General features: G+C 54.9%; 19 protein-coding genes, 2 tRNA genes, 1 rRNA gene and 2 pseudogenes. 13 read left to right on the top strand and 11 right to left on the bottom strand.

Annotated features, from left to right (window positions below; translation table 11 throughout):
- Nucleotides 1–27: 27 nt before the first annotated feature.
- Nucleotides 28–143 (top strand): 5S ribosomal RNA (rrf, locus tag KXR87_RS15895).
- A 55-nt stretch (nucleotides 144–198) separates the two neighbouring features.
- A tRNA-Asp gene (locus tag KXR87_RS15890) sits at nucleotides 199–275 on the top strand.
- An 88-nt stretch (nucleotides 276–363) separates the two neighbouring features.
- Here KXR87_RS15890 and yafC read toward each other — a convergent pair.
- Entirely contained in the window at nucleotides 364–1,257 is an 894-nt protein-coding gene (yafC, locus tag KXR87_RS15885) for a DNA-binding transcriptional regulator YafC (protein WP_437433184.1), read from the bottom strand.
- Nucleotides 1,258–1,473: 216 nt separating this feature from the next.
- Between yafC and KXR87_RS15880 the strand changes: the two genes are divergently transcribed.
- The gene (locus KXR87_RS15880) at nucleotides 1,474–2,274 is read left to right on the top strand and encodes an endonuclease/exonuclease/phosphatase family protein (protein ID WP_437433183.1); all 801 of its coding nucleotides are present in this window, start codon (nucleotides 1,474–1,476) and stop codon (nucleotides 2,272–2,274) included.
- 77 nt (nucleotides 2,275–2,351) lie between these two features.
- The gene (locus tag KXR87_RS15875) at nucleotides 2,352–3,122 is read left to right on the top strand and encodes a class I SAM-dependent methyltransferase (RefSeq protein WP_437433182.1); all 771 of its coding nucleotides are present in this window, start codon (nucleotides 2,352–2,354) and stop codon (nucleotides 3,120–3,122) included.
- A 49-nt stretch (nucleotides 3,123–3,171) separates the two neighbouring features.
- Here the strand turns inward: KXR87_RS15875 and mltD are convergent, their stop codons facing one another.
- Nucleotides 3,172–4,539 carry a murein transglycosylase D gene (gene mltD / locus KXR87_RS15870; RefSeq protein WP_437433181.1) on the bottom strand — a complete coding sequence of 456 codons (1,368 nt, stop codon included), beginning with the start codon at nucleotides 4,537–4,539 and terminating at the stop codon, nucleotides 3,172–3,174.
- 71 nt (nucleotides 4,540–4,610) lie between these two features.
- Complete coding sequence (gene gloB / locus KXR87_RS15865) at nucleotides 4,611–5,366, bottom strand: hydroxyacylglutathione hydrolase (protein ID WP_437433180.1); 756 nt, start codon at nucleotides 5,364–5,366, stop codon at nucleotides 4,611–4,613.
- A gap of 32 nt (nucleotides 5,367–5,398) precedes the next feature.
- Here gloB and KXR87_RS15860 point away from each other — a divergent pair, with 32 nt between their 5' ends.
- Entirely contained in the window at nucleotides 5,399–6,115 is a 717-nt protein-coding gene (locus KXR87_RS15860) for a class I SAM-dependent methyltransferase (RefSeq protein ID WP_437433179.1), read from the top strand.
- Here the strand turns inward: KXR87_RS15860 and rnhA are convergent.
- Nucleotides 6,106–6,691, bottom strand: a pseudogene (gene rnhA / locus KXR87_RS15855) (ribonuclease HI). The gene KXR87_RS15860 and the pseudogene rnhA sit on opposite strands and share 10 nt — an antisense overlap.
- Between rnhA and dnaQ the strand changes: the two are divergent.
- Nucleotides 6,645–7,376, top strand: a complete 732-nt coding sequence (gene dnaQ / locus KXR87_RS15850; protein WP_437433178.1) for a DNA polymerase III subunit epsilon — start codon at nucleotides 6,645–6,647, stop codon at nucleotides 7,374–7,376. The pseudogene rnhA and the gene dnaQ sit on opposite strands and share 47 nt — an antisense overlap.
- Nucleotides 7,377–7,508: 132 nt before the next feature.
- Nucleotides 7,509–7,585 (top strand) — tRNA-Asp (locus KXR87_RS15845).
- A 91-nt stretch (nucleotides 7,586–7,676) separates the two neighbouring features.
- Here the strand turns inward: KXR87_RS15845 and KXR87_RS15840 are convergent.
- From KXR87_RS15840 to KXR87_RS15830, 3 genes are all read right to left on the bottom strand, one after another.
- The gene (locus tag KXR87_RS15840) at nucleotides 7,677–8,660 is read right to left on the bottom strand and encodes a fimbrial protein (RefSeq protein WP_437433177.1); all 984 of its coding nucleotides are present in this window, start codon (nucleotides 8,658–8,660) and stop codon (nucleotides 7,677–7,679) included.
- 82 nt (nucleotides 8,661–8,742) lie between these two features.
- Nucleotides 8,743–9,474: a fimbrial biogenesis chaperone gene (locus KXR87_RS15835; protein ID WP_437433176.1), complete on the bottom strand. Its 732-nt coding sequence runs from the start codon at nucleotides 9,472–9,474 to the stop codon at nucleotides 8,743–8,745.
- A gap of 359 nt (nucleotides 9,475–9,833) precedes the next feature.
- Entirely contained in the window at nucleotides 9,834–11,306 is a 1,473-nt protein-coding gene (locus KXR87_RS15830; RefSeq protein ID WP_437433175.1) for an NCS1 family nucleobase:cation symporter-1, read from the bottom strand.
- Between the two features lie 146 nt (nucleotides 11,307–11,452).
- Here KXR87_RS15830 and KXR87_RS15825 point away from each other — a divergent pair, with 146 nt between their 5' ends.
- The 3 genes from KXR87_RS15825 to puuE are packed head-to-tail and all read left to right on the top strand — an operon-like array spanning nucleotide 11,453 to nucleotide 13,880.
- Complete coding sequence (locus KXR87_RS15825; protein ID WP_437433174.1) at nucleotides 11,453–12,172, top strand: GntR family transcriptional regulator; 720 nt, start codon at nucleotides 11,453–11,455, stop codon at nucleotides 12,170–12,172.
- On the top strand, nucleotides 12,169–12,906 hold the full coding sequence (locus tag KXR87_RS15820; RefSeq protein ID WP_437433173.1) for an aspartate/glutamate racemase family protein: 738 nt from the start codon (nucleotides 12,169–12,171) through the stop codon (nucleotides 12,904–12,906). Before KXR87_RS15825 ends, KXR87_RS15820 begins: the two co-directional genes overlap by 4 nt.
- A 29-nt stretch (nucleotides 12,907–12,935) precedes the next feature.
- A complete protein-coding gene (puuE, locus tag KXR87_RS15815) occupies nucleotides 12,936–13,880 on the top strand; it encodes an allantoinase PuuE (protein WP_437433172.1) in 945 nt (314 codons plus the stop codon).
- A 381-nt stretch (nucleotides 13,881–14,261) separates the two neighbouring features.
- Here puuE and hpxZ read toward each other — a convergent pair whose 3' ends face one another.
- The 4 genes and pseudogenes from hpxZ to KXR87_RS15795 all read right to left on the bottom strand — a co-directional run bounded on the left by hpxZ (nucleotide 14,262) and on the right by KXR87_RS15795 (nucleotide 17,803).
- Nucleotides 14,262–14,645 carry an oxalurate catabolism protein HpxZ gene (hpxZ, locus tag KXR87_RS15810; protein ID WP_437433186.1) on the bottom strand — a complete coding sequence of 128 codons (384 nt, stop codon included), beginning with the start codon at nucleotides 14,643–14,645 and terminating at the stop codon, nucleotides 14,262–14,264.
- Nucleotides 14,645–16,025: pseudogene (locus KXR87_RS15805) on the bottom strand (AtzE family amidohydrolase). Before KXR87_RS15805 ends, hpxZ begins: the two are co-directional and overlap by 1 nt.
- On the bottom strand, nucleotides 16,022–16,210 hold the full coding sequence (gene hpxX / locus KXR87_RS15800; RefSeq protein WP_437433171.1) for an oxalurate catabolism protein HpxX: 189 nt from the start codon (nucleotides 16,208–16,210) through the stop codon (nucleotides 16,022–16,024). Before hpxX ends, KXR87_RS15805 begins: the two are co-directional and overlap by 4 nt.
- 9 nt (nucleotides 16,211–16,219) lie before the next feature.
- The gene (locus tag KXR87_RS15795) at nucleotides 16,220–17,803 is read right to left on the bottom strand and encodes a gamma-glutamyltransferase family protein (protein ID WP_437433170.1); all 1,584 of its coding nucleotides are present in this window, start codon (nucleotides 17,801–17,803) and stop codon (nucleotides 16,220–16,222) included.
- Nucleotides 17,804–17,916: 113 nt separating this feature from the next.
- Here KXR87_RS15795 and KXR87_RS15790 point away from each other — a divergent pair, with 113 nt between their 5' ends.
- The 3 genes from KXR87_RS15790 (at nucleotide 17,917) to hpxK (ending at nucleotide 21,453) form a co-directional block, all read left to right on the top strand.
- Nucleotides 17,917–18,756, top strand: a complete 840-nt coding sequence (locus tag KXR87_RS15790) for a MurR/RpiR family transcriptional regulator (RefSeq protein ID WP_437433169.1) — start codon at nucleotides 17,917–17,919, stop codon at nucleotides 18,754–18,756.
- Between the two features lie 202 nt (nucleotides 18,757–18,958).
- On the top strand, nucleotides 18,959–20,197 hold the full coding sequence (locus KXR87_RS15785) for a pyridoxal-phosphate-dependent aminotransferase family protein (RefSeq protein WP_437433168.1): 1,239 nt from the start codon (nucleotides 18,959–18,961) through the stop codon (nucleotides 20,195–20,197).
- Nucleotides 20,197–21,453 carry an allantoate amidohydrolase gene (hpxK, locus tag KXR87_RS15780; protein WP_437433167.1) on the top strand — a complete coding sequence of 419 codons (1,257 nt, stop codon included), beginning with the start codon at nucleotides 20,197–20,199 and terminating at the stop codon, nucleotides 21,451–21,453. Before KXR87_RS15785 ends, hpxK begins: the two co-directional genes overlap by 1 nt.
- The last annotated feature ends 138 nt before the right edge of the window (nucleotides 21,454–21,591 follow it).

Raw genomic sequence — 21,591 nt, 5'->3', positions numbered from 1 at the left:
GATTGCGTACAGAGCACAAAGAATTTGCCTGGCGGCACTAGCGCGGTGGTCCCACCTGACCCCATGCCGAACTCAGAAGTGAAACGCCGTAGCGCCGATGGTAGTGTGGGGTCTCCCCATGCGAGAGTAGGGAACTGCCAGGCATCAAATTAAGCAGTAAACCGGGGCAATAAACCGGCGGTTGTAGAAAAATTCGGTGGAGCGGTAGTTCAGTCGGTTAGAATACCTGCCTGTCACGCAGGGGGTCGCGGGTTCGAGTCCCGTCCGTTCCGCCACTTATTTAAGAGCCGCATCTCATATGAGATGCGGTTTTTTTTTTGCGTTTAATTTTCCGGTATGAGAAAAGAAGTCAGTAAATGAGCATCAAGAGCAGGGAGGCGAGAATTCGCTCACGAAATCAATAAAGGCCCGAATCCGGGTACTGACGGCTCTGTCACTGTAATAAACGGCACTGAATGGCATCTCAACGGGAAGCCGCCTGTCAGCCAGCACCTCCACCAGCTCTCCGCTCATAAGCTCTTTATTAATCATATAATCCGATAAACAGGCGATACCGTTGCCGCTCATACAAAGATGTTTAAGCGTCTCGCCGCTATTGGATGTCATACCACACTCTGTCTCGTACAACTGACCATCACTGGATGCAACAGGCCAGGTATTCAGTGATGCGGGTTCAGTGAATCCAAGACATATGTGGTTTTTAAGATCCGCCACTGTTGCAGGCATTCCGGCGTGGGCCAGATAGTCCGGGGAAGCAATGATTTTACGGTAACTCTTAAAAAGAGGGCGAGCGCGCAAGCTGGAATCGGTGAGTTTACCGACACGGATGGCGACATCAACTTTACGTTCGATCAGGTTGATAAAGGTTTCACTTGAGACCAGAGAGAGGGAAATCTCCGGATAGCGTTCGCGGAATGGCTTAATCAGTGGCAGCAAAAAATGCAGCATCACAGGCGTGGCTGCATCAATGCGCAACGTACCCCGCGGCGTTAATTTCGCCTCCATAATTTCGGTTTCGGCTGCTGCCATCTCCTGCAGTACACCCTGAACCCGGCGAAAGTAACGTTCGCCTTCTTCGGTGAGGCTGAGCTGGCGTGTCGTTCGGTTCAGAAGATTGACGCCCAGTTTATTTTCCAGTTTTTTTACCGCCCGACTGACCGCCGAGTTTGCCTGGCCGAGTCGTTCAGCTGCCCGGCTGAAACTCCCGCTTTCAACGACGGCAACGAATATAGTGAGTTCTTCAGAGCTGGCTTTCATTGTTGCACCTGCGGCAAAAATAAAAAGATATTATATCGATTGTGCTATTAAATCACTTTTCCATAGTGGTTGTTACTTTACATAGGCTAATGAGCACTTACTAACTTCAAACTGGCTCTTTTCTGACAATCAACGTTGAAACTCTGCGCTAAAATCCCTATAACTGAATGACAACTCCATGTAATGGAGATTTAGTGAAGAGGTCAGAATCTGAAAGTGCCGAAGAACACCTATGCCATGAGATACGTTGCCGGTCAGCCTGCGGAGCGCATTATGCCGCCTGGGTCATTCGCAACTATTGGCAAGGCGCTGCCCGCTGGGTTACCTCTGAGTAGCGAAGATAACATCCGTGTACTGGTATGGAATATTTTTAAACAACAACGTGCGGAGTGGTTATCGGTACTGCAAAATTTCGGTAAAGATGCTCACCTGGTACTGTTACAGGAAGCGCAAACAACACCTGAACTGGTAAAGTTTGCGACCACTAACTATCTTGCCGCCGATCAGGTGCCTGCGTTTGTTTTACCTCAGCACCCTTCAGGTGTGATGACGCTTTCTTCTGCTCATCCTATTTACTGCTGCCCATTGCGTGAGCGCGAACCCATTTTACGTCTGGCTAAATCTGCCCTGGTGACGGTATACCCGCTGCCGGACAGGCGTAATTTGATGGTAGTGAACGTACACGCAGTAAATTTCAGCCTTGGGGTCGATGTCTACAGTAAACAGCTGCTGCCCATTGGCGATCAAATTTTGCGTCATGTCGGGCCGGTCATTATGGCAGGTGACTTCAACGCCTGGAGCCGCCCGCGAATGAATGCGCTCTATCGGTTTTCAAGAGAGATGTCTCTGCGTCAGGTTCGCTTTACGGATGACAATCGCCGCCGGGCGTTTGGCCGTCCTCTGGATTTTGTGTTCTATCGCGGTTTAAACGTGCAGGAAGCTTCTGTACTGGTGACTCGCGCCTCCGACCACAATCCACTACTCGTTGAATTCACTCCCGGCAAGCCTGATCAATAATGGTGTGTCAGGTCTGCCGTCGGGCAGGCCGAACATTCTGGTGCTGCCCTTTCTTCCCACTCAATAAGGACAGCACAATGATTAAAGGCTCTCATCATGACAATGTCGAAAAACAGTTTGGTGACCAGGCCAGTGCCTATTTAACCAGCGCGGTACATGCTTTTGGACGCGACTTGCAGCGTCTTGGCGAACGTCTTCATGCATTCCCTCATGCGCATGTTCTGGATATGGGATGCGGCGCAGGGCATGCCAGTTTTGTGGCGGCGGGCGAGACGGCGCAGGTAACGGCTTACGATCTCTCCAGCCAGATGCTGGAAGTAGTGGCTGCGGCGGCCAAAGAGAAAGGTCTGAGCAATATTACGACGCGCCAGGGCTATGCTGAGGCGCTGCCCTTTGACCCGGAGTCTTTTGATGTGGTGATCAGTCGCTACTCAGCACATCACTGGCACGATGTCGGGCAGGCCTTGCGTGAAGTGCGACGTGTTCTCAAACCCGGCGGCATCTTCATCATTATGGACATCATGTCTCCTGGGCATCCTGTGCGTGATGTCTGGCTGCAGACAGTAGAAGCGCTGCGTGACACTTCACATGTACGCAACTATTCAAGCGGCGAATGGCTGAATCTGTTAAATGATGCCGGACTGACAACACGTCACCTCGTCACTGACCGTCTGACACTGGAATTCAGCACCTGGATTGCGCGTATGCGCACGCCGCAGATACTGAGTGACGCCATCAGAATGTATCAGCAAAGTGCCTCTGAGGAGGTGAAGCGCTATTTCGAATTATCGGAAGAGGGGTCTTTTACCAGCGACACTATCATGGCCGAAGCGCAAAAGGTTGCATAATAAAAAAGGCACCGGGGGAAACGGTGCCTTTATTTTTCTTACCTGGTTATCAGGAGTCTGGCGAGCTGTTATTGCTCACAAACAACGTTAGCTGATCGCCAGGCTGCAGGTTCGCAGTATCGCTATTCCAGCGCATCACATCGCGGATATTAACACCGTGACGTTTTGCAATGCTGGAGAGCGAATCACCCTTACGCACGCGGTAGGTGATGCTGTCAGCGTTACTGGCGAGGCGCTGTGCGCTTGTACCCGCTCCGACCGTCAGATTCTGACCTACCTTCAGGCTGGCTCCACGAAGACGGTTCCATTGCTGGAGATCTTTCGATGTAACCCCGAGGCGTGCAGCGATGCCGGATAAGGTATCACCTGAGCGAACCTTGTAGCTGCGGCTGCTCAAAGGCGTGTTATCCGCAACCAGCGTTGGCTGAACGGCAGCAATTTCACCGGAGGCCAGAGACTCACGCAACTGATCGGCGTGTTTCTGCGGGACCATTACATATTGCGGCCCGCTTGCACCTAAGGTTGATCCCTTAACGCCAGCGTTAAAGGTCTTAAGCTTGCTCACCGAAATACCGGCCATGTCTGCCAGTTGACCAACCTCTACAGGACTGCTCAGTCTGACTCTCGCCAGCGCACGGCTCTCATCCGATGATGGCAGGATGACACCGTACTGCTTGCTGTTCTTGAGAATGTCACTCAACGCCAGCATTTTTGGCACGTAAATTTTGGTTTCCTGTGGCAGTGAAAGCGACCAGAAATCCGTGGGTTTACCCCGCGCTTTATTCGCTTTCATTGCCTTCAGTACACGGCCCTCACCGCTGTTATAGGCAGCAACCGTTAATAACCAGTCGCCATCAAACATGCGATTCAAACGCTGCATCATATCGAGCGCGGCGGTTGTAGAGGCCACCACGTCACGACGCGCGTCATAGCTGCGGGTCTGTTTCAAACCATAATTACGACCCGTGCTCGGTATGATCTGCCAAATGCCGGCGGCATTACGACCAGACGTCGCATGTGGGTCAAAAGCGCTCTCCACTATGGGTAGTAGTACCAGTTCCATAGGCATGTTACGTTTTTTAACTTGCCCTGCTATCCAGTACATATACGGCTCTGCCCGTAAAGTTACATCGTGGAGATAGCTCTTATTTCTTAAATACTTCTGTTTCTGCTCGCGAATCCGGTTATTTTCCGGAATTCCCATCTTTAGCTCGTCGCTTATGGAGGCCCACAAGTCTTGTTCCTGCCCGGATAAGGTTCCATCATCCATCCACCGGGCCTGACTTGTAAACTTCCCTGCTTCCCCTTGACCAGCTGCAGAAAGGCTCTGTGCGTGCTGTTGTACGGTACCATCGTGCTGAGACGCCTGGCACCCCACAAGCAGGACAGAGGCGAATAATATCGCTTTTGCCTTCATGTGTGTGTCAATAGTTGCTTAAAAGACGAGCGATCATAACGGCGAAGTTTTAAAAAGGCAACCCGCAATTGTCAGAAGTTATCTTTCTTTGACCTTAACCAGGCAAAACGGGCATTAGGTTGTTGCATATTTGTTTCTCTGTTTATTACCTTAATTAAATCATTATCTTGCGTGCGTAAAAAAACATTAATACGGCGTTCATTTTTCAGAGTTGTAGGGAGTGTTTTTTGATTTTTTGCACGTAACTCATTAACTTTTCGATAATATTCCTTAAGGTCAGGATCTTCTGGCATGAGGCTCAGCGCAAACTTAATATTCCCTAAAGTATACTCATGTGCGCAACAAATAAGCGTATCGTCGGGAAGCGCATTAATTTTGCAGAATGAGTCAAACATCTGATCTGCTGTGCCTTCAAAGAGCCTTCCACAGCCGCCTGAAAACATCGTATCGCCACAAAACAGATAAGGAGCGCTAAAGTAACAGATATGTCCTAAAGTGTGACCTGGCGTATGAAAAACGCGGAAGGAGTGCTCAAGGATCTGAATCTCATCGCCCTCCCCAACAATGTTGTTGGTTCCTTTGTTTTCTGTTTCAGCCGGGCCGTATACCACCATATCCGGGAATTTACTCAGAAGGGTCTTCACCCCGCCAACATGGTCATTATGATGATGTGTCAACAGGATAGCCTGTGGCTGCCAGCCATTCTCTTCAATGGCTTGCAGCACGGGCGCGGCTTCGCCTGGATCAACAATCAGGCAGCGTCCATCATCGTGGCTCAACACCCAGATGTAGTTGTCCTGAAAAGCGGGAATACTGGTAAGATTCATAAATACCTCTCAAAGCGTAGCGGAAGGTCGTGATGAAGCCGGCAAGGACTCCCCGAAAATACAAAGCACCAACGCATTGGGCCGAACTGCCCAGAGGCGGTTATTATCGCGAAGCGCTGGAAAAGGAACTTAAGCCGTGGTTTGCAAAGATGTATGGCTTTCACCTGCTTAAGATTGGCAATCTCAGCGCGGAAATCAATGCCGAAAGTTGCGCTATTTCCCATCAGGTTAATGTTTCCCTCACTGGCGAACCTGCCCATGTTCGTGCAGATCCTTTGCATCTGCCGTTTGCGGCAAAATCTGTTGATGCTTGCCTGGTGGCACATGGACTGCCCTGGTGCCCGGATCCCCACCGTCTTTTACAGGAGGTGGATCGCGTTTTGATCGATGATGGTTGGCTGGTTATTAGCGGTTTTAACCCCGTGAGTTTACTGGGGGCAGGGAAGATGGTGCCATTTATCCGCCGTTCTCCTTCCGTCAGCAGCCGTATGTTTACTCTGATGCGCCAGATAGACTGGCTGTCGTTGTTAAACTTTGAGGTACTGCATTACAGCCGCTTTCATGTCCTCCCCTGGACAAAGCAGGGCGGCAGGTTGCTGGGCACTCACTTGCCGGCACTGGGCTGCATGCAGTTAATTGTTGCACGTAAGCGGACAATACCGCTTACGCCAACGCCGATGAAAAGACGCCGTAACACCTCCCAGGTGCGCCAGCCGGTGGGAGCGACGCGGCAAACACGTCAGCCCTGACCTTCCGTCTGATACCCGACGTCATCCTGCGTCGGGTGCATTGCCGCCGCGCGTGCCAGCTCATCGCAACGCTCATTTTCCGGGTGGCCCGCATGTCCTTTGACCCACTCCCAGCGTATCTGATGCTGACCCAGGGCTTTATCCAGGCGCTGCCAGAGATCCACATTCTTGACCGGCTTTTTCTCCGCTGTTTTCCAGCCGCGCTTTTTCCAGTTATGGATCCACTGGGTTATCCCCTGACGAACGTACTGACTGTCAGTACTGAGGATCACTTCACAATGTTCTTTTAGCGCCTCAAGCGCGACGATCGCTGCCATCAGCTCCATACGGTTATTGGTCGTGAGTCGATAACCCGTGCTGAACAACTTTTCCTTACCGCGATAACGTAAAATCGCGCCATACCCACCAGGTCCTGGATTACCCAGACAAGAACCATCGGTGAAAATTTCTACCTGCTTAAGCATCTCTGGTAGACTTCCTGTATTAGAAATCGATATGTAAAACGATAAGTCTGACATAAATGACCGCTATGAGCACTGCAATTACACGCCAGATCGTTCTTGATACCGAAACCACCGGTATGAACCAAATCGGTGCCCACTATGAAGGGCATAAAGTCATTGAGATTGGCGCCGTTGAGGTGATCAACCGTCGCCTGACGGGCAACAATTACCATATTTACCTCAAACCCGATCGTCTCATTGATCCAGAGGCCTTTGGCGTACACGGTATAGCCGATGAGTTTTTGCTCGATAAGCCCCTTTTCGGGGACATTGCAGACGATTTTATTGAATATATCCGTGGTGCTGAACTTATTATTCATAACGCATCGTTCGATATCGGCTTTCTCGACTACGAGTTCAGCAAGTTAAATCGCGATATACCGAAGACCAGCTCCTTCTGTAAGGTGACGGACAGCCTCGCCCTTGCCCGTAAGATGTTTCCGGGCAAACGTAACAGTCTGGACGCGCTCTGCTCCCGCTATGAAATAGACAACAGCAAACGTACCCTTCACGGCGCGTTACTTGACTCCCAGATTCTGGCGGATGTCTACCTTGCCATGACCGGCGGGCAAACCCTGATGTCATTTTCGATGGAGGGAGAAGGGCAACAGCAGGGTGATGTGGGGGGCATTCAGCGCGTTGTCCGCCAGGCAAGTAAGTTAAAGGTCATTTTAGCCAGTGACAACGAACTGGTGGACCATGAGTCGCGTCTTGACCTCGTGCAGAAAAAAGGCGGAAGCTGCCTCTGGCGCGCGTAACCTCTTCACTTATGTCGGAAAAATAGACCGTTGGGTGATTTTTGCAGCAAACGATGCAAATCCTCAGAAAAAGCGTTGACGGCCCTGAACACAATACGTAATATGCGCCTCGTTCCCCAACGGGAACATCGCGGAGCGGTAGTTCAGTCGGTTAGAATACCTGCCTGTCACGCAGGGGGTCGCGGGTTCGAGTCCCGTCCGTTCCGCCAACATTTTGTTCAGATGTTTCTGACGTCTGATAAGTAAAAAAACCGCAGCGTTGCAAAACGATGCGGTTTTTTGCTTTTCCAGCCCGTGCAGTTATTCATAATCCATCTCAAATTCTACTGCTGAATTAGCGGTGCCGCCGGTAATAGTTCCGGTGCGGATATAGCGTGCCTTCATCGGAATAATGTAACTACCGCCTGTCGCCTGAACATAATCCAGGTATTCTATTTTTGTGTTAAAAGGCACCAGCGTTTCATCGTTATAAAGCATTTGAATGCCGACGCCGGTCGCGCCCGAATCGGCAGTCAGCGTCAGATACCTGCTGGTGCCAGTGCCAGCCAGATATATCCCCGGCGCGGGTTTAAAAGTATAACTCACCGAATTTAAATTCTTCGGGCAATCATTCATGGTGAAATTAAACGCGGTTGACGCACTGGTGGACCCCACGGTGGGGAACGCCTGGCTTTTATGTTTATTCAGGTTAACGGTGATATTCGGTGTTTCGCAGCCCGTGTAATCAAAAGTCGCTTTACCCTTTATTGTCATCCTGGCATAGGTCAAACCTTCAGCCACCGTCGATATATAAGAATTGCCCCACGCGACCAGTTCCGTATCAAGGTTTACTTCTCCTGGCGTAACCGGACCTGTCACATAATATTGCAGATAAACGCTTTTAATTCCTCGCGCAACATCCGTTGCAACCCCCGTAGAGCTGAGCGTCTCATACCATGCCGTGGGAGTATTTAACTGATCGCTGAGCTCATATGTGCCTCTGAATTCAGACCAGATTTTGACCCCAATGCCGGGCAGGTTCGTCGGATAGACCTTCGGGATCGAGGTTTCTGTCCCCGGAGAAACCAGAGCCAGCATCATGTAGTAATAGTTGTCAGCGTTGGGTGTACAGCGAGTGATGGTAGTCGACCCATTAGGCACGGCAATTTTGCTGCCCAATGCTGTTCCGGGGGGAGCATTATGGGGAAGAGGAATCGATACATCGGCAAGTGACAGGGTATTAATGGCAACGGAGTTACCGGGTTTAAATTCACACCCGGCCCGGCTTTGCAGGCTGGCAATCAACAGGCCACAGGTTAATGCCAGTAAAAAAGCGTGTTTTCCCTCAGGCATGCTGACGTGCCCACAAGATAAAGCGTGCGTGACCTTACAGGCTGAAAGAGGCTTCATGCCGCTCAAATCCGCCATAGTCGTTAATCGTAGTCATGACTATTTTCCTGACATCCGCCTGCGCTGTAAGCGGCACGGAAAACTGTTTTTTTCCCTTTGCCGGACACATACCACGTATCGGCTTTATAGGGCGCTCTTCTTTTGCATACAGGTGAAGGTCGTTAAAAGAGATATTCCAGGCTGAAGGGTTTTCGCACTCCAGCGCATAGCCTCCTTCGACCGCTACCCTTCTCCAGCGCAGGGCGGAGACGGCTTTATCAGGGGTTCCCTGCAACCCTTGAGGGCGGTAAAACAGTTTTAATCGTGAGCGTACTGAAATTTGTACGTTATTCTGGCCGGAGTGAGCATTCCCGGTGGGTTTGGGCTGCAGCTCAAGAAGGTTGATCCAGAAAACCGATTCACGATCCTGGGGGAGCGCAGGGCCAACAAAGCGCACGCGCAGTTTGCGCCCATAAGCGGGATCAATGCGGAAAATAGGAGGAACGATGAGAAAAGGGGTGGCGCCCGGCTTTTCTCTGCTGACCGCGCCACCATCATCAATCCATGCCTGAATTAAGCGAGGGGTCGGAGCATTATTAGTAATACCTAAAAGCACTTCCTTTTTTTCGGCAGGATAGATAAGCCGCGTTTTATCAAGCTTAATACCGGCGAATACGGCAGTGCTAAAAAAGAGAGTAGATACAAAAAAGCAACGAAGCAGAATGTCCATATTCAGCGTTCCTTTTAAGATAAGGGCTCATTCATAATTTGCATGAATATTTTGTGCTTCAATAAATACGCCTGGGGAATAGTCGTGGTGTACCCTTTGGCTCAGGGGGGAAGTGTACTAAATCTCATTGAGCATTCCAATTGTTTAGCTTTGACCCGCGCTGGGGGCATTTTGCAGGCTAACTATAATTTACTGATAATTTTATTTATTTATTATTTGCGCTTTTATATTTTTATGCTTCATGCGGCACAACAGCATGCATTTATGCATTTTATGGCTCAACCATAGATAATTTATATTGCATGCACAATCACACTCACCTCTCTCAGGCCCGGACGCCTGTCCGGGCCTTTTGGCCTTTACTCTTTCACCGTGGCCCGGCGCGGCACAAACCCTTCGCTTACCCCTTCACGCTCGTGGCGTGCGATCCAGCGGTAGCTGACGCCGCCGAGGAAGACGCCAATAAACCAGCTAAAGTTCGCCAGTTCATGCATCGACGGAATAAAGCTAATGATCAGGCACGCAGCAACCGAAGGAATGAGGGCGGCAACGGCTTTCGGGTTAATGCCATTTTTATACCAGTAACGCCCGGTCGGTGAGACGGTAAACAGATCGTCGACAAACACCTTCCCACGTTTAATCAGATAGAAATCTGCCAGCAGGATGCCGAATAACGGTCCGATAAAGGAACCCAGTACATCCAGCGTGTAATGAATTAATTCCGGTGACTGGAAGAGGTTCCACGGCGTCAGCAACACGGAACCCACTGCGGCTATCATCCCGCCGGTGCGGAAGCTAATTTTCTGGGGCGAGCAGTTAGAAAAATCGAATGCCGGCGAGACAAAGTTCGCCACGATGTTGATACCAATGGTGGCGATGATCATGGTCAGCAACCCGATCGCCATTGCCAGGCTGTTGCCCACGTGGCTTACCGTTTCGATAGGATCGGTGATCATCTTACCGAACAGCGACTGCGTACCGGAGACGATCACCACCGTGACGATAGAAAAGAGCAGGAAGTTAAACGGCAGGCCCCAGCGGTTACCCCGGCGGATTTCCGACATGCTTTTACCGTAACGAGAAAAATCGCCAAAGTTGAGCAGCGGGCCGGAGAAGTAGGAGACCACCAGTGCGGTAGCGGTGAGCATCTGCCAGGCCTGCTCGCCGGTGGTCAGGGCTTTGCTGGCAAGGGTAAAAGAGATGCCATCAAAACCGGTTTGCGACAAAATCCACACCGCCAGCGCCAGCATCACTACATAGACCGCCGGACCTGCGACATCAATAAAGCGCTTGATGGCGCTCATCCCGTGCCAGAACACCAGCGCCTGCAGCACCCACATAATGCCAAAGCAGATCCACCCCAGATATGACAGGCCGAGAAAATGGCCCTCGGTCATTGGCGCTAAACCCGGCCAGAATTTTAACGCCACCAGCATCAGGGCGTTGGCTGCCAGATAGGTTTGTATGCCATACCAGGCGAACGCTATCAGGCCACGAATCACGGCCGGAATATTGGCCCCAAATACGCCAAATGCCTGACGGCAGATAACCGCATAAGGTACGCCAGCCATCTGGCTGGGTCTGGCGACCAGGTTGGCGCACAACTGCACAATGCAGATCCCCAGCAACAGGCAGAGCAGCACCTGCCAGCTGGCAAGGCCCAGGGCGAAGAAGCTCGCGGCCACCACGTAGCCGCCCATGCTATGCACATCTGACATCCAGAAAGAGAAGATGTTGTACCACGTCCAGTTCTGATCGCGCGTGGGGGCGAGGTCATTGTTAGTGAGTCTTGGGCTATAGCTGTCTTTATAAGTTGGTTCGAGATTTGGCATGGAATCTGCTCCTCTGAATACAGATAGCGACGTTATGTCTGCCATCATGAGTTGCATGAACCAGGCCAGTTTTTAATTTCATGTATACAAAATAGATTAATGATGTATACAAAAAGATAAGTAAAACATAACCAAGGAATTTCAGAATGAAGCAGCAGGCGGGGCTTCAGGCCCCAGCAGATCTGGAAGACAAAGAACATTTCATCTGGCAGTCGTTGCTGACGGCCATTGTTGAGCATCAGCTACCGCCGGGCAGTAAACTCCCTGAAGAGGCCCTGGCGGAGGTATTTGGCGTCAGCCGCACCGGGATCCGTAAAGTGTTAACACGCCTTGCTACGGTGCAAATGATCACCCTCACGCCCAGACGTGGTGCATTTGTTGCAAAACCTGATATCGAAGAGTCCACCTCAATCTTTGCCACCCGCAAAATGATCGAATGCGCCAACCTGCCGCAGGTACTGGCACATTTACAGCCGCCGCACCTGGCGGGACTGGAGAAAATTATCGTTCAGGAAGAAGAGGCGCATCATAAGCACGACGGTGCTGCAGCGATCCGCCACTCTGCGGCGTTCCACATTCAGCTGCAGGCTATCTCAGGTAATGCCGTGGTGACGGATATCGTTACTACGCTTGCCCAGCGCTCTTCGCTGGTAATCGCTGCCTGGGGCGCGCCCTGGCAGCAGGGATGCCGCTGTGATGATCATGACAGGCTTATTGAACTGCTGCGTAAAAAAGAGCTAACGGCGCTCACGCACGCCCTGTCGCATCACTTTGATCACATTGTCTCCAGCCTCAGCTTTGAGCGTGGGGGGGAGGTCCTTCCCGACTTTGCGCGTCTGTTTGGCGCAGCAGGAGAACAGTCATGACGTCCCTCTGTATACAAGTTATTAATCCGAATACCAGCCCGGAGATGACCCACACCATTGCCAGTGCGGCCCGCAGCGTCGCGGCGCCTGGCACCACTATTCTGGCGAGCTGCCCGACGCAGGGGGTGGAATCTATTGAGGGTCATTTTGATGAAGCCATCGCTGCTATTGGCGTACTGGAACAGATAAAGCATGGCAAAGCCCAGGGAGCGCAGGGGCATATCATTGCCTGCTTTGGCGATCCGGGTTTGCTGGCCGCACGCGAAGTGGCAAGCGGGCCAGTGGTGGGTATAGCAGAAGCGGCAATGCATGTGGCTACCCTGGTGGCGACACGCTTTTCTATTGTCACCACGCTGCCGCGCACGCTGATTATCGCCCGTCATTTACTGCAGCAGTACGGTTTTGAACACCACTGCGCGGCGCTGCATGCGATCGATTTACCGGTACTGGCACTGGAAGATGGCACGGGTCTTGCTCAACAAAAGGTACGCGAGCGTTGTATACAAGCCAGACGGGAAGACAATAGCGGTGCGATTGTTCTCGGTTGCGGTGGTATGGCGAACCTGGCGCAGGAGCTGACACGGGAGCTTGGCATACCGGTCATCGACGGCGTCACGGCGGCGGTGAAGATGGTGGAGTCTCTCATCGGGCTGGGGCTTGGCACCAGTAAATATGGCGACCTCGCGTATCCCAATAAAAAGCCGCTCTCAGGATGCTTTGAAATGCTGAGCTGAGTGCGGCCCCAAACAGAGGTCGAATCAGCATGCATGTGACAACGGACAAGCCACACTGGCACTTTAACGCGAACTACCCGCGCGATCTGGCAGGGTACGCCGGAAACCCTCCCCATGCGCAGTGGCCCGGCGGGGCGCGTATTGCCGTACAGTTTGTCCTTAATTTCGAAGAGGGCGGTGAGAACCATGTGTTGCATGGTGACGCCGGTTCTGAGCAGTTTCTGTCAGACATCATTGGCGCCGCCAGTTACCCGGCGGTGCATATGTCGATGGATTCGCTATATGAATATGGCTCACGGGCCGGGTTCTGGCGCATCCACAATGAATTCCGCAAGCGCGGTTTGCCGCTCACGGTATTTGGGGTGGCGATGGCGCTGGCGCGCAATCCTGCCATCGTAGAGGCCATCAGCGCAGCGGATTACGATGTGGTCAGCCACGGCTGGCGCTGGATCCACTATCAGAATCTTGATATCCGGACCGAGCGTCAGCATATGCAACAGGCGCTGGAGATCCTGACCACCCTGTTCGGCACCACGCCGCTCGGTTGGTACACCGGACGTGATAGCCCTAACACCCGTAAGCTGGTGGTAGAGCAGGGCGGTCTGCTGTATGACAGTGACTACTACGGTGACGATCTGCCCTTCTGGACCACGGTCGATCAAAAGCCGCATCTGATAGTGCCTTATACCCTCGATGCCAACGACATGCGCTTCGCCACCGCACAGGGGTTTAACACCGCGGAGCAGTTTTATACCTATCTGAAAGACAGTTTTGATGTGCTCTACGAAGAGGGAGAAACCGCACCAAAGATGATGTCGGTGGGCATGCATTGTCGTCTGCTGGGGCGTCCCGGAAGATTCAGAGCGTTACAGCGTTTTCTTGACTATGTGCAAGGGCATAAAGGGGTTTGGATCTGCCGCCGCCAGGATATCGCTGAGCACTGGATGAAGGTGCATCCTTATACTGCGGTATGATTTTTGACCCTCACCCCGGCCCTCTCCCTGGAAGGGAGAGGGAGAGAGGCGATCCGGTGCACGGATGTCAGAAAGTGCAGAACAGCCCAACCACCGGATTTCGCTCGATCGATCCTTTCGTCCCTCTGGGTGAAGATCATCCCAACCGCCTGATTTCGCCCGATGGATCCTTTGGTCCCTCTGGGTGAAGATCAGCCCAACCGCCTGATTTCGCCCGATCTATCCTTTCGTCCCTCTGGGTGAAGATCAGCCCAACCGCCTGATTTTGCTCGATCAATCCTTTCGTCCCTTTGGGTGAAGATCGGCCCAACCGCCTGATTTTGCTCGATCAATCCCCTCGCCCCTTTGGGGAGAGGGTTAGGGTGAGGGGATAAATCCGTCTTACCCCATCAAACTCACATGCGCCGCCACAATGCGCCAGCCGTAGGGAAACTTTACCCAGGTCTGCATCTGGCGACCCACGCGCTCGCTGTTCTCCCAGGTAAACTCGGTGCTCGCCACCGCCATATCCTCGCCGAAGGTGGTGATTGTGGTATTGCGCAGTAGCCTGTCGAGCCCGGCCGCCGGACGCGCATTACGAAATTCCCGAATCGCCTCGATGCCGTAGAGATTTTCCGTTGCTCCATAGCGCACCGTGCGGGTATCGGCCCAGAACAGCTCATCGAGCACCTCCACATCATTCGTAATCAGCGCCTGCTCGTAGCGGTAAAATGCGGCGGTGACGTCATTCAACACGGCGGGGCGGTCAATATGTTCTTTGTTCATCATGCTTCCTGTGAGTAAAGAATGCCCGCCTGCTCCAGTCGCCAGGCGGCCTGTAAACAGCGCGACTCCTGCCAGGGGGCGGCAATTATTTGTACGCCAATGGGTAACCCCGAGGTGGTGGTTACTGGCACCGTCACCACCGGCAGGCCCAGAAACGAAACCGGCTGTGTCAGCATACCCATGTTGGCTTTAACCGGCAGGTCGGTATTATTGATGCGCATAGTCTGCACGCCGACAGGGGTGGCGCTACACGGTGTGGCGGGCGCCAGCAGCAGATCGACCTCCTCAAACAGCGGCAGAGTGGTATCTCGAAACCAGGCGCGAAAACGCTGGGCCTGGGTGTACCAGGCTGAAGGGGTCATGGCGCCGGCGAGCAGACGTTCACGTGAGTGTGGCTCAAATTGCGCAGCCTCGGTGCGCAGTGCGGGTAGATAGTGGTTTCCGCCTTCGGCGGCAGAAAGCAAAAACGCCGCATTGCGGGCCAGTTCCGCCTCCGGTAACGTCAGCGTCTGCCCAGCGCCCAGCGCCCAGCGCCCGCGCGACGGTGCAGACGGCCTGGCGGGCATCCGCATCGCACCAGGTCGAAAAATACCCCTCCAGTACCGCGGCTCGCAACGGCCTTTTCTCTGCCAGCACGGGAACGGTAGCAGCAAGGGGCTGCGCTGACTGCCAGTTGTCTTCAGCATCATGGCCTTGCAGGGCATCGTACACGCAGGCCAGATCCCCTACGCTACGCGCCAGCGGCCCGATATGATCCAGACTGGCGACAAACGGGTGGCTGCCTGAGCGGGATAAACACCCGAAGGTAGGCTTAAGCCCCAGAATGCCGCACAGCGAGGCGGGGACACGCACAGAACCATTCGTGTCCGTACCGAGGGAAAAATTCACCATTCCGGCCGCCACAGCAGCCGCTGAGCCACCGGACGAACCGCCTGCGACCCGTGAGGTGTCTCGTGGGTTGCGGGTTGCTCCATAATGGCTGTTTTCAGTGGTAAAACCGTAAGCATACGCATCCATATTCAGCGTGCCGGCCAGCATCGCCCCCGCCTGCCTGAGCTTACGCAGGGCAAAGGCATCTTGCAGCGCCGGTGGTCGGGTACTGAACAGTTTCGCCCCGACAAGGGTCGTCACGCCCTCCACATCAAACAAATTTTTGACAGCATAGGGCACCCCAGCCAGCGGGGGGAGTACATCCCCCCGTGCCAGACGGGCATCAGTCTCTGCGGCTTCACGCAACATGCGCGTGCCGGTCACTCCCGTAAAGGCGTTGATAAGTGGATTATCCCGCTCAATATGTGCCAGCGACTGCTGCGCCAGTTCACGGGCGCTGAAGATTTTCGCCCGCAGCCCTTGCTGAATTTCCTGTATGGACAGCGTCATAGTCGATACTCTCCCGCCCCTTCCTGCCGATGCGGCAGAGGAAAGGCCATTAGCGGTGCCGCCATTGCGGCGACGCGCGTCAGTTGTACCTCCAGCTCAGCACGGCGGTCATCATCCAGCGGCACTGCCAGCAGTTGTTCCATCAGCCGGATATAGGTCGGCCAGTCAAACGTCGTCTCACTCATGTTTGTTCCTTAAAAACCAGCGGCACTGCCGTTACTGCGTGGATCGAATGCGCCTTCAAGCATGCCATCAGGATGGCGGACAATGGCCCCGGCATGGCCGGTCGCTTCACTCAGGCCCGGCAGCCGCTCGACATCGTGCCCGAGCGCCATCAGGGCGTTACAGGTCTCTTCGCTGAACCCGCCCTCAAGCTTCAGGCTGTCGGTGGCCTGACCCCAGGTGCGTCCCAGCAGCCAGCGCGGGGCACTGACCGCCTGCTGCAAAGGCATGTTCTGTATTACATGGCGGGTAAAAATGGCGGCCTGGGTTTGCGGCTGACCGTCGCCCCCCATGGTGCCGTAGACCATAGTGCGGCCATCTTTCAGGCGTGCGGCGGCGGGGTTCAGAGTATGGAAAGGCTGTTTGCCTGGCATCAGGGTGAGCAGGTGATCCGGGTCGAGGCTAAAGGCCGCTCCCCGGTTCTGCAGCAGGACGCCGCTTTCCGGCAGCACGACGCCGCTGCCAAACTCATGGTAAATACTCTGGATAAACGACACCGCCAGCCCGTTTTTATCCACCACGCCCATCCAGACGGTATCGCCGGGGCCTTTGCCTTTGCCCCAGGTCGCAGCGCGGGAGTCATCAATGCCGGCGGCCAGGGTTTCCAGTGGGGCCTGCTCCAGCAGGCTTTGCACCGGCAGGGTGACATGACGAGGATCGGTGATGTAGCGGTCACGCAGGCCGAAGGCTTTTTTAGTGGCCTCCACAATGCGATGGATGGTCTGAACTTCGGTGGCCTGCGCCATCCCCAGAAAGTCGGTAATGCCAAGGATCGCCAGCGAGACCAGTCCCTGCGTCGGCGGCGTCATATTGAAAACCTCACCCAGACTATGGGCCAGGCGTAGCGGCACGCGGCGGTGAGCACGGTGCGCCGCGAAATCAGCTGCGGTCAGCGGCACGCCGAGTTTACGCATCCCGGCGGCAAGCTCTTCTGCGAGGGGCCCGCGATAAAAACTGTCCAGCCCGTCGGTAGCGAGCCGCGTAAGAGTGCGGGCCAGCTGCGGCTGGTAAAAACGGCTGCCCGTCTGCGGCACGTTACCTTCTACCAGAAAGGTATCGGCAAAACCGGGAATATCGACCAGTTCAGGGTATTTGCTTTGCGTGGCATGGGCCTGAGAGTGGGTGACCGGGATACCGTCACTGGCGTACCGAATAGCATCCGCCAGCAGGCGCGACAGCGGCAACTGCCCGCCGCCGAGGGAAACGGAAACCTTAAGCGCCTCATCCCAGCCGCTGAGCGTGCCCGGCACAGTGAGCGCCGCCAGCGGGCCACGATGCGGAATATGTGCATGCCCGGCATATAAATCGGGTGTTGCCTGCTGCCCGGCGGCGCCGCTGGCGTCAATTGCCAGGGGTTCTCCTTCCGGTGGAACGATAAGCCAGAACCCATCGCCGCCGATCCCGTTCATGTGAGGGTAGACCACCGCAATGGTAGAGGCAGCGGCCACCATCGCTTCAATGGCGTCGCCGCCGTGGCGCAGCACCGATAATGCCGACTCGCTGGCAAGATGGTGGGGCGTTACGGCCATTCCGGATGGGGCCATATTACTTTGCATCGTCACGCTCTCTTATTCGGTTCAGTGAGAGAGTTAAGCAAGAGCCGTTCCAGATTGACGGTAAGTGATTCACTATGTCAGCTTAGAATGAAACGAAAGTTGCAGGAGGGGCTATGCAGCAGTTAGATGCGCGCTTGCGCGAGTGTTACAGCGAATTATCACCACAGGAACAACGGGTTGCCGCATTCATCATGGATCATTTTGACGATCTGGTGAGTTATAACAGCGCGGAGCTGGCGCGCCTGAGCGGGGTATCAAAGGCCACCGTTAGCCGTCTGTTCAGGCGGCTGGGTTATGATCGTTTCAAAGCGATGCGCGACGAGCTACGCACCCTGCGCCAGAGCGGGATGCCGCTTACTGATAACCGCGACGCGGTTCAGGGCAATACGCTGCTGGCACGTCACTACAAACAGGAGATGGCAAACCTCACGCACTGGGTTAATGCCCTGAATGCCGGGCAATTTAGCGAAGTGGTGCAAGCCCTGGGGGAGGCGCGGCGGGTGTTTATACTCGGCCTGCGTAACAGCGCCCCGGTTGCGCTACATCTGCGCCAGCAGCTGATGCAAAGCCGTGGGCAGGTCTACGTTATGCCTCAGCCAGGACAGACGCTGGCGGAAGAGCTGGTGGATATCACCCCAGCGGATCTGGTGGTCGTGGTGGCCTTCCGGCGTCGGCCACGGGTGATCCGTCCGGTACTTGAGGCGCTGCAACAGCAGGGGGTGCCGGTTGTCGCCATCAGCGAGCCGCAGGCCGCTGGCATCAACAGCCTGGCTCGTTGGCACCTGGGCGTGCCGCTTGACAGCGTCTCTGCCTTTGATAGCTATAGCGGGGCCATGAGTCTGGTGAATCTGCTGGCCAATGCGTTGCTTCATCATGCCCTGTCGCAAGGGCGTCAGCGCATCCACCAGATTTCCGCATTGTATACAACGCTCGATGAACTGGAACAGCGCTAGCGCACCGCAATGGTGCCGTTGCACCTGGCCGGTGCCGCTTTCTGGCGCAACAGAGGGCGAGTAACCGGCAGATAAAAAGCGCGATCACCCTTGATCCTCAGGCTGGTATCACTCCTGCGCGTGTGGCACATTAGTTGCAGAAAATAATTTAAAGAACTTTTTGTTTCACGATAACCGCTTTTGTATACCAAAGGACGCGTCTATGTTTGATTCACAGCACTCTTTGCAGATAAACCCGCCGCACCGCCTGCTGATGGGGCCTGGTCCGATCAATGCTGATCCACGTGTTCTGCGCGCTATGGCAAGCCAGCTGGTAGGGCAATATGATCCGGTAATGACCGGCTACATGAATGAAGTGATGGATCTCTACCGTGGCGTTTTCCGCACCCGGAACCGCTGGACGATGCTGGTGGATGGCACCTCGCGTGCCGGGATCGAAGCCGTGCTTGTCTCTGCTATCCGCCCCGGTGATAAAGTGCTGGTGCCGGTCTTTGGGCGTTTCGGGCATCTGTTATGTGAAATCGCCCGTCGCTGCCGCGCCGAAGTCCACACCATCGAGGTGCCGTGGGGCGAGGTCTTTACCCCGGATCACATTGAAGATGCCATCAAAAAAGTGAAACCACGCCTGCTATTAACGGTGCAGGGCGATACCTCTACCACCATGCTGCAACCGCTTGAACAGCTCGGCGATATTTGCCGTCGCTATGACGTGCTCTTCTACACCGATGCGACCGCGTCGCTGGGTGGAAACGTGCTGGAAACGGATGCCTGGGGGCTGGATGCGGTTTCAGCCGGGCTACAAAAATGCCTGGGTGGACCATCCGGTAGCGCTCCCATTACGCTCAGCCCGCAAATGGAAGCGGCGATCCGCGCCCGCAAATGTGTCGAGCAGGGGATCCGTACCGACACTCATCACGACGGCGATGACGAGATGATCTACTCGAACTATTTCGATCTCGGCATGGTGATGGACTACTGGGGGCCGGAGCGTCTGAACCACCACACCGAAGCTACCAGCATGCTTTTTGCCGCCCGCGAATGCGCCCGCATTATGCTGGAAGAGGGGATGGACGCGCTGATTGCCCGCCACGCGCTGCATGGTCGCGCTCTGCTGGCCGGTATCCAGGGTATGGGCCTTGACGTGTTCGGCGACATTCGCCACAAAATGAACAACGTGCTCGGCGTGGTTATCCCGTCTGCTGTTCACGGCGAAGAGGTGCGTAAGCGCCTGCTGGACGATTTCCACATTGAGATTGGGACGTCGTTTGGCCCGCTACAGGGCAAAATCTGGCGCATCGGTACTATGGGCTACAACGCCCGCAAAGACTGCGTACTGCAAACCCTGACCGCACTTGAAGCGGTGCTCAATCGCCTCGGCTTTTGTACCGTGCAGGGTGAAGGGATGCAGGCGGCATGGAACGTCTACGAAGGGGCCGTGTGATGATGACCGCCGAGGAGGCTGAGCGCGCCGCGCAGCGGGTGATGGCGCGTTGTGATGCGCTGGCCGACATCAGTGAAACGCCAGGCCTGCTCACTCGCGTGTACCTTTCCCCGGAGCATATGCGCGCCAACGCGTTAGTGGCGCGGTGGATGGAAGAGGCAGGCATGCTCACCTGGCAGGATGCGGTGGGTAATATCTGCGGGCGCTACGAGGCCGCTTGCGACGGCGCACCTGCCGTGCTGCTGGGTTCGCATCTCGACACCGTGCGTAATGCCGGGCGCTATGATGGCATGCTCGGAGTGCTGGCCGCAATTGAGGTGGTAGACAGTCTCCATCGGCAGGATCTGCGTGGCGCGCAGGCCGTGGAAATTGTCGGCTTTGCCGATGAAGAAGGCACGCGGTTTAATATCACCCTGCTGGGTAGCCGTGGCCTCACCGGCAGTTGGCCTGCGGGCTGGCTGGAATGTCAGGATGCCCGGGGCATAAGCGTGGCGCAGGCGATGGTCAACGTCGGGCTGGACCCGGCACGTCTGGCGACAGCAGAGCGAAACGCCGAAGCATTCTCCGCTTACCTTGAGCTGCACATTGAACAGGGACCAGTGCTGGAGCAGGAAGCGTTGCCGCTTGGCGTGGTCACCGCCATTAACGGCGCACGCAGGCTGACATGTCGTTTCACCGGCGAGGCCGGACATGCGGGGACGGTGCCGATGCGTCATCGCCGGGATGCCCTGGCAGCCGCCGCGCACTGGATGACCGTCGTGGAGCAAAGAACGCGGGAATCTGGTCCTGAGCAGGTAGCGACGGTCGGGACACTGCAATGTGAACCCGGTGCGGTGAACGTGATCCCAGGTGCGGTAACGCTGACGCTGGATATTCGTAGTCCTGATGACGAGCGGCGCGAGGTGTTACTGACCGCGTTGCTCGACGAAGCACAGGGCATTGCTGCTGAACGTGGTCTCTCCTTCAGCCATGAGATTTTCTATTCGATTCCCGCCACGCCCTGTGATGCAGCACTGCGCGAGATGCTGGCAGAGGCGGTTAACGCCGTGCAGGGGCGTGCGCTGTTGTTGCCAAGCGGAGCGGGGCATGACGCCATCGCGATGGCCGAACGCTGGCCATCGGCCATGCTGTTTGTGCGCTGCGACAGAGGCATCAGTCATCACCCGGCTGAACGTGTGCAGATAGAAGATGTGGCAAAAGCGCTACAGGCTTACAGTGCGGCGGTGCGCAATCTGGCTGAGTGCGGTGCAGTCTGAGGCCCTCACCCACAGCGAGAGGGAGAAAAGCGGCAGCCCGCACACTACAGTTCCCTCTCCCTCTGGGCTGAAGAATCCCCAAAAAAAATGCGAGCACGATCGATCCCCTCGCCCCTATGGGGAGAGGGTGAGGGTGAG

The sequence above is a fragment of the Yokenella regensburgei genome (assembly GCF_051486985.1).
Lineage (GTDB): Bacteria > Pseudomonadota > Gammaproteobacteria > Enterobacterales > Enterobacteriaceae > CBFFRJ01.
This window is presented reverse-complemented; position numbering and strand designations above follow the sequence as displayed.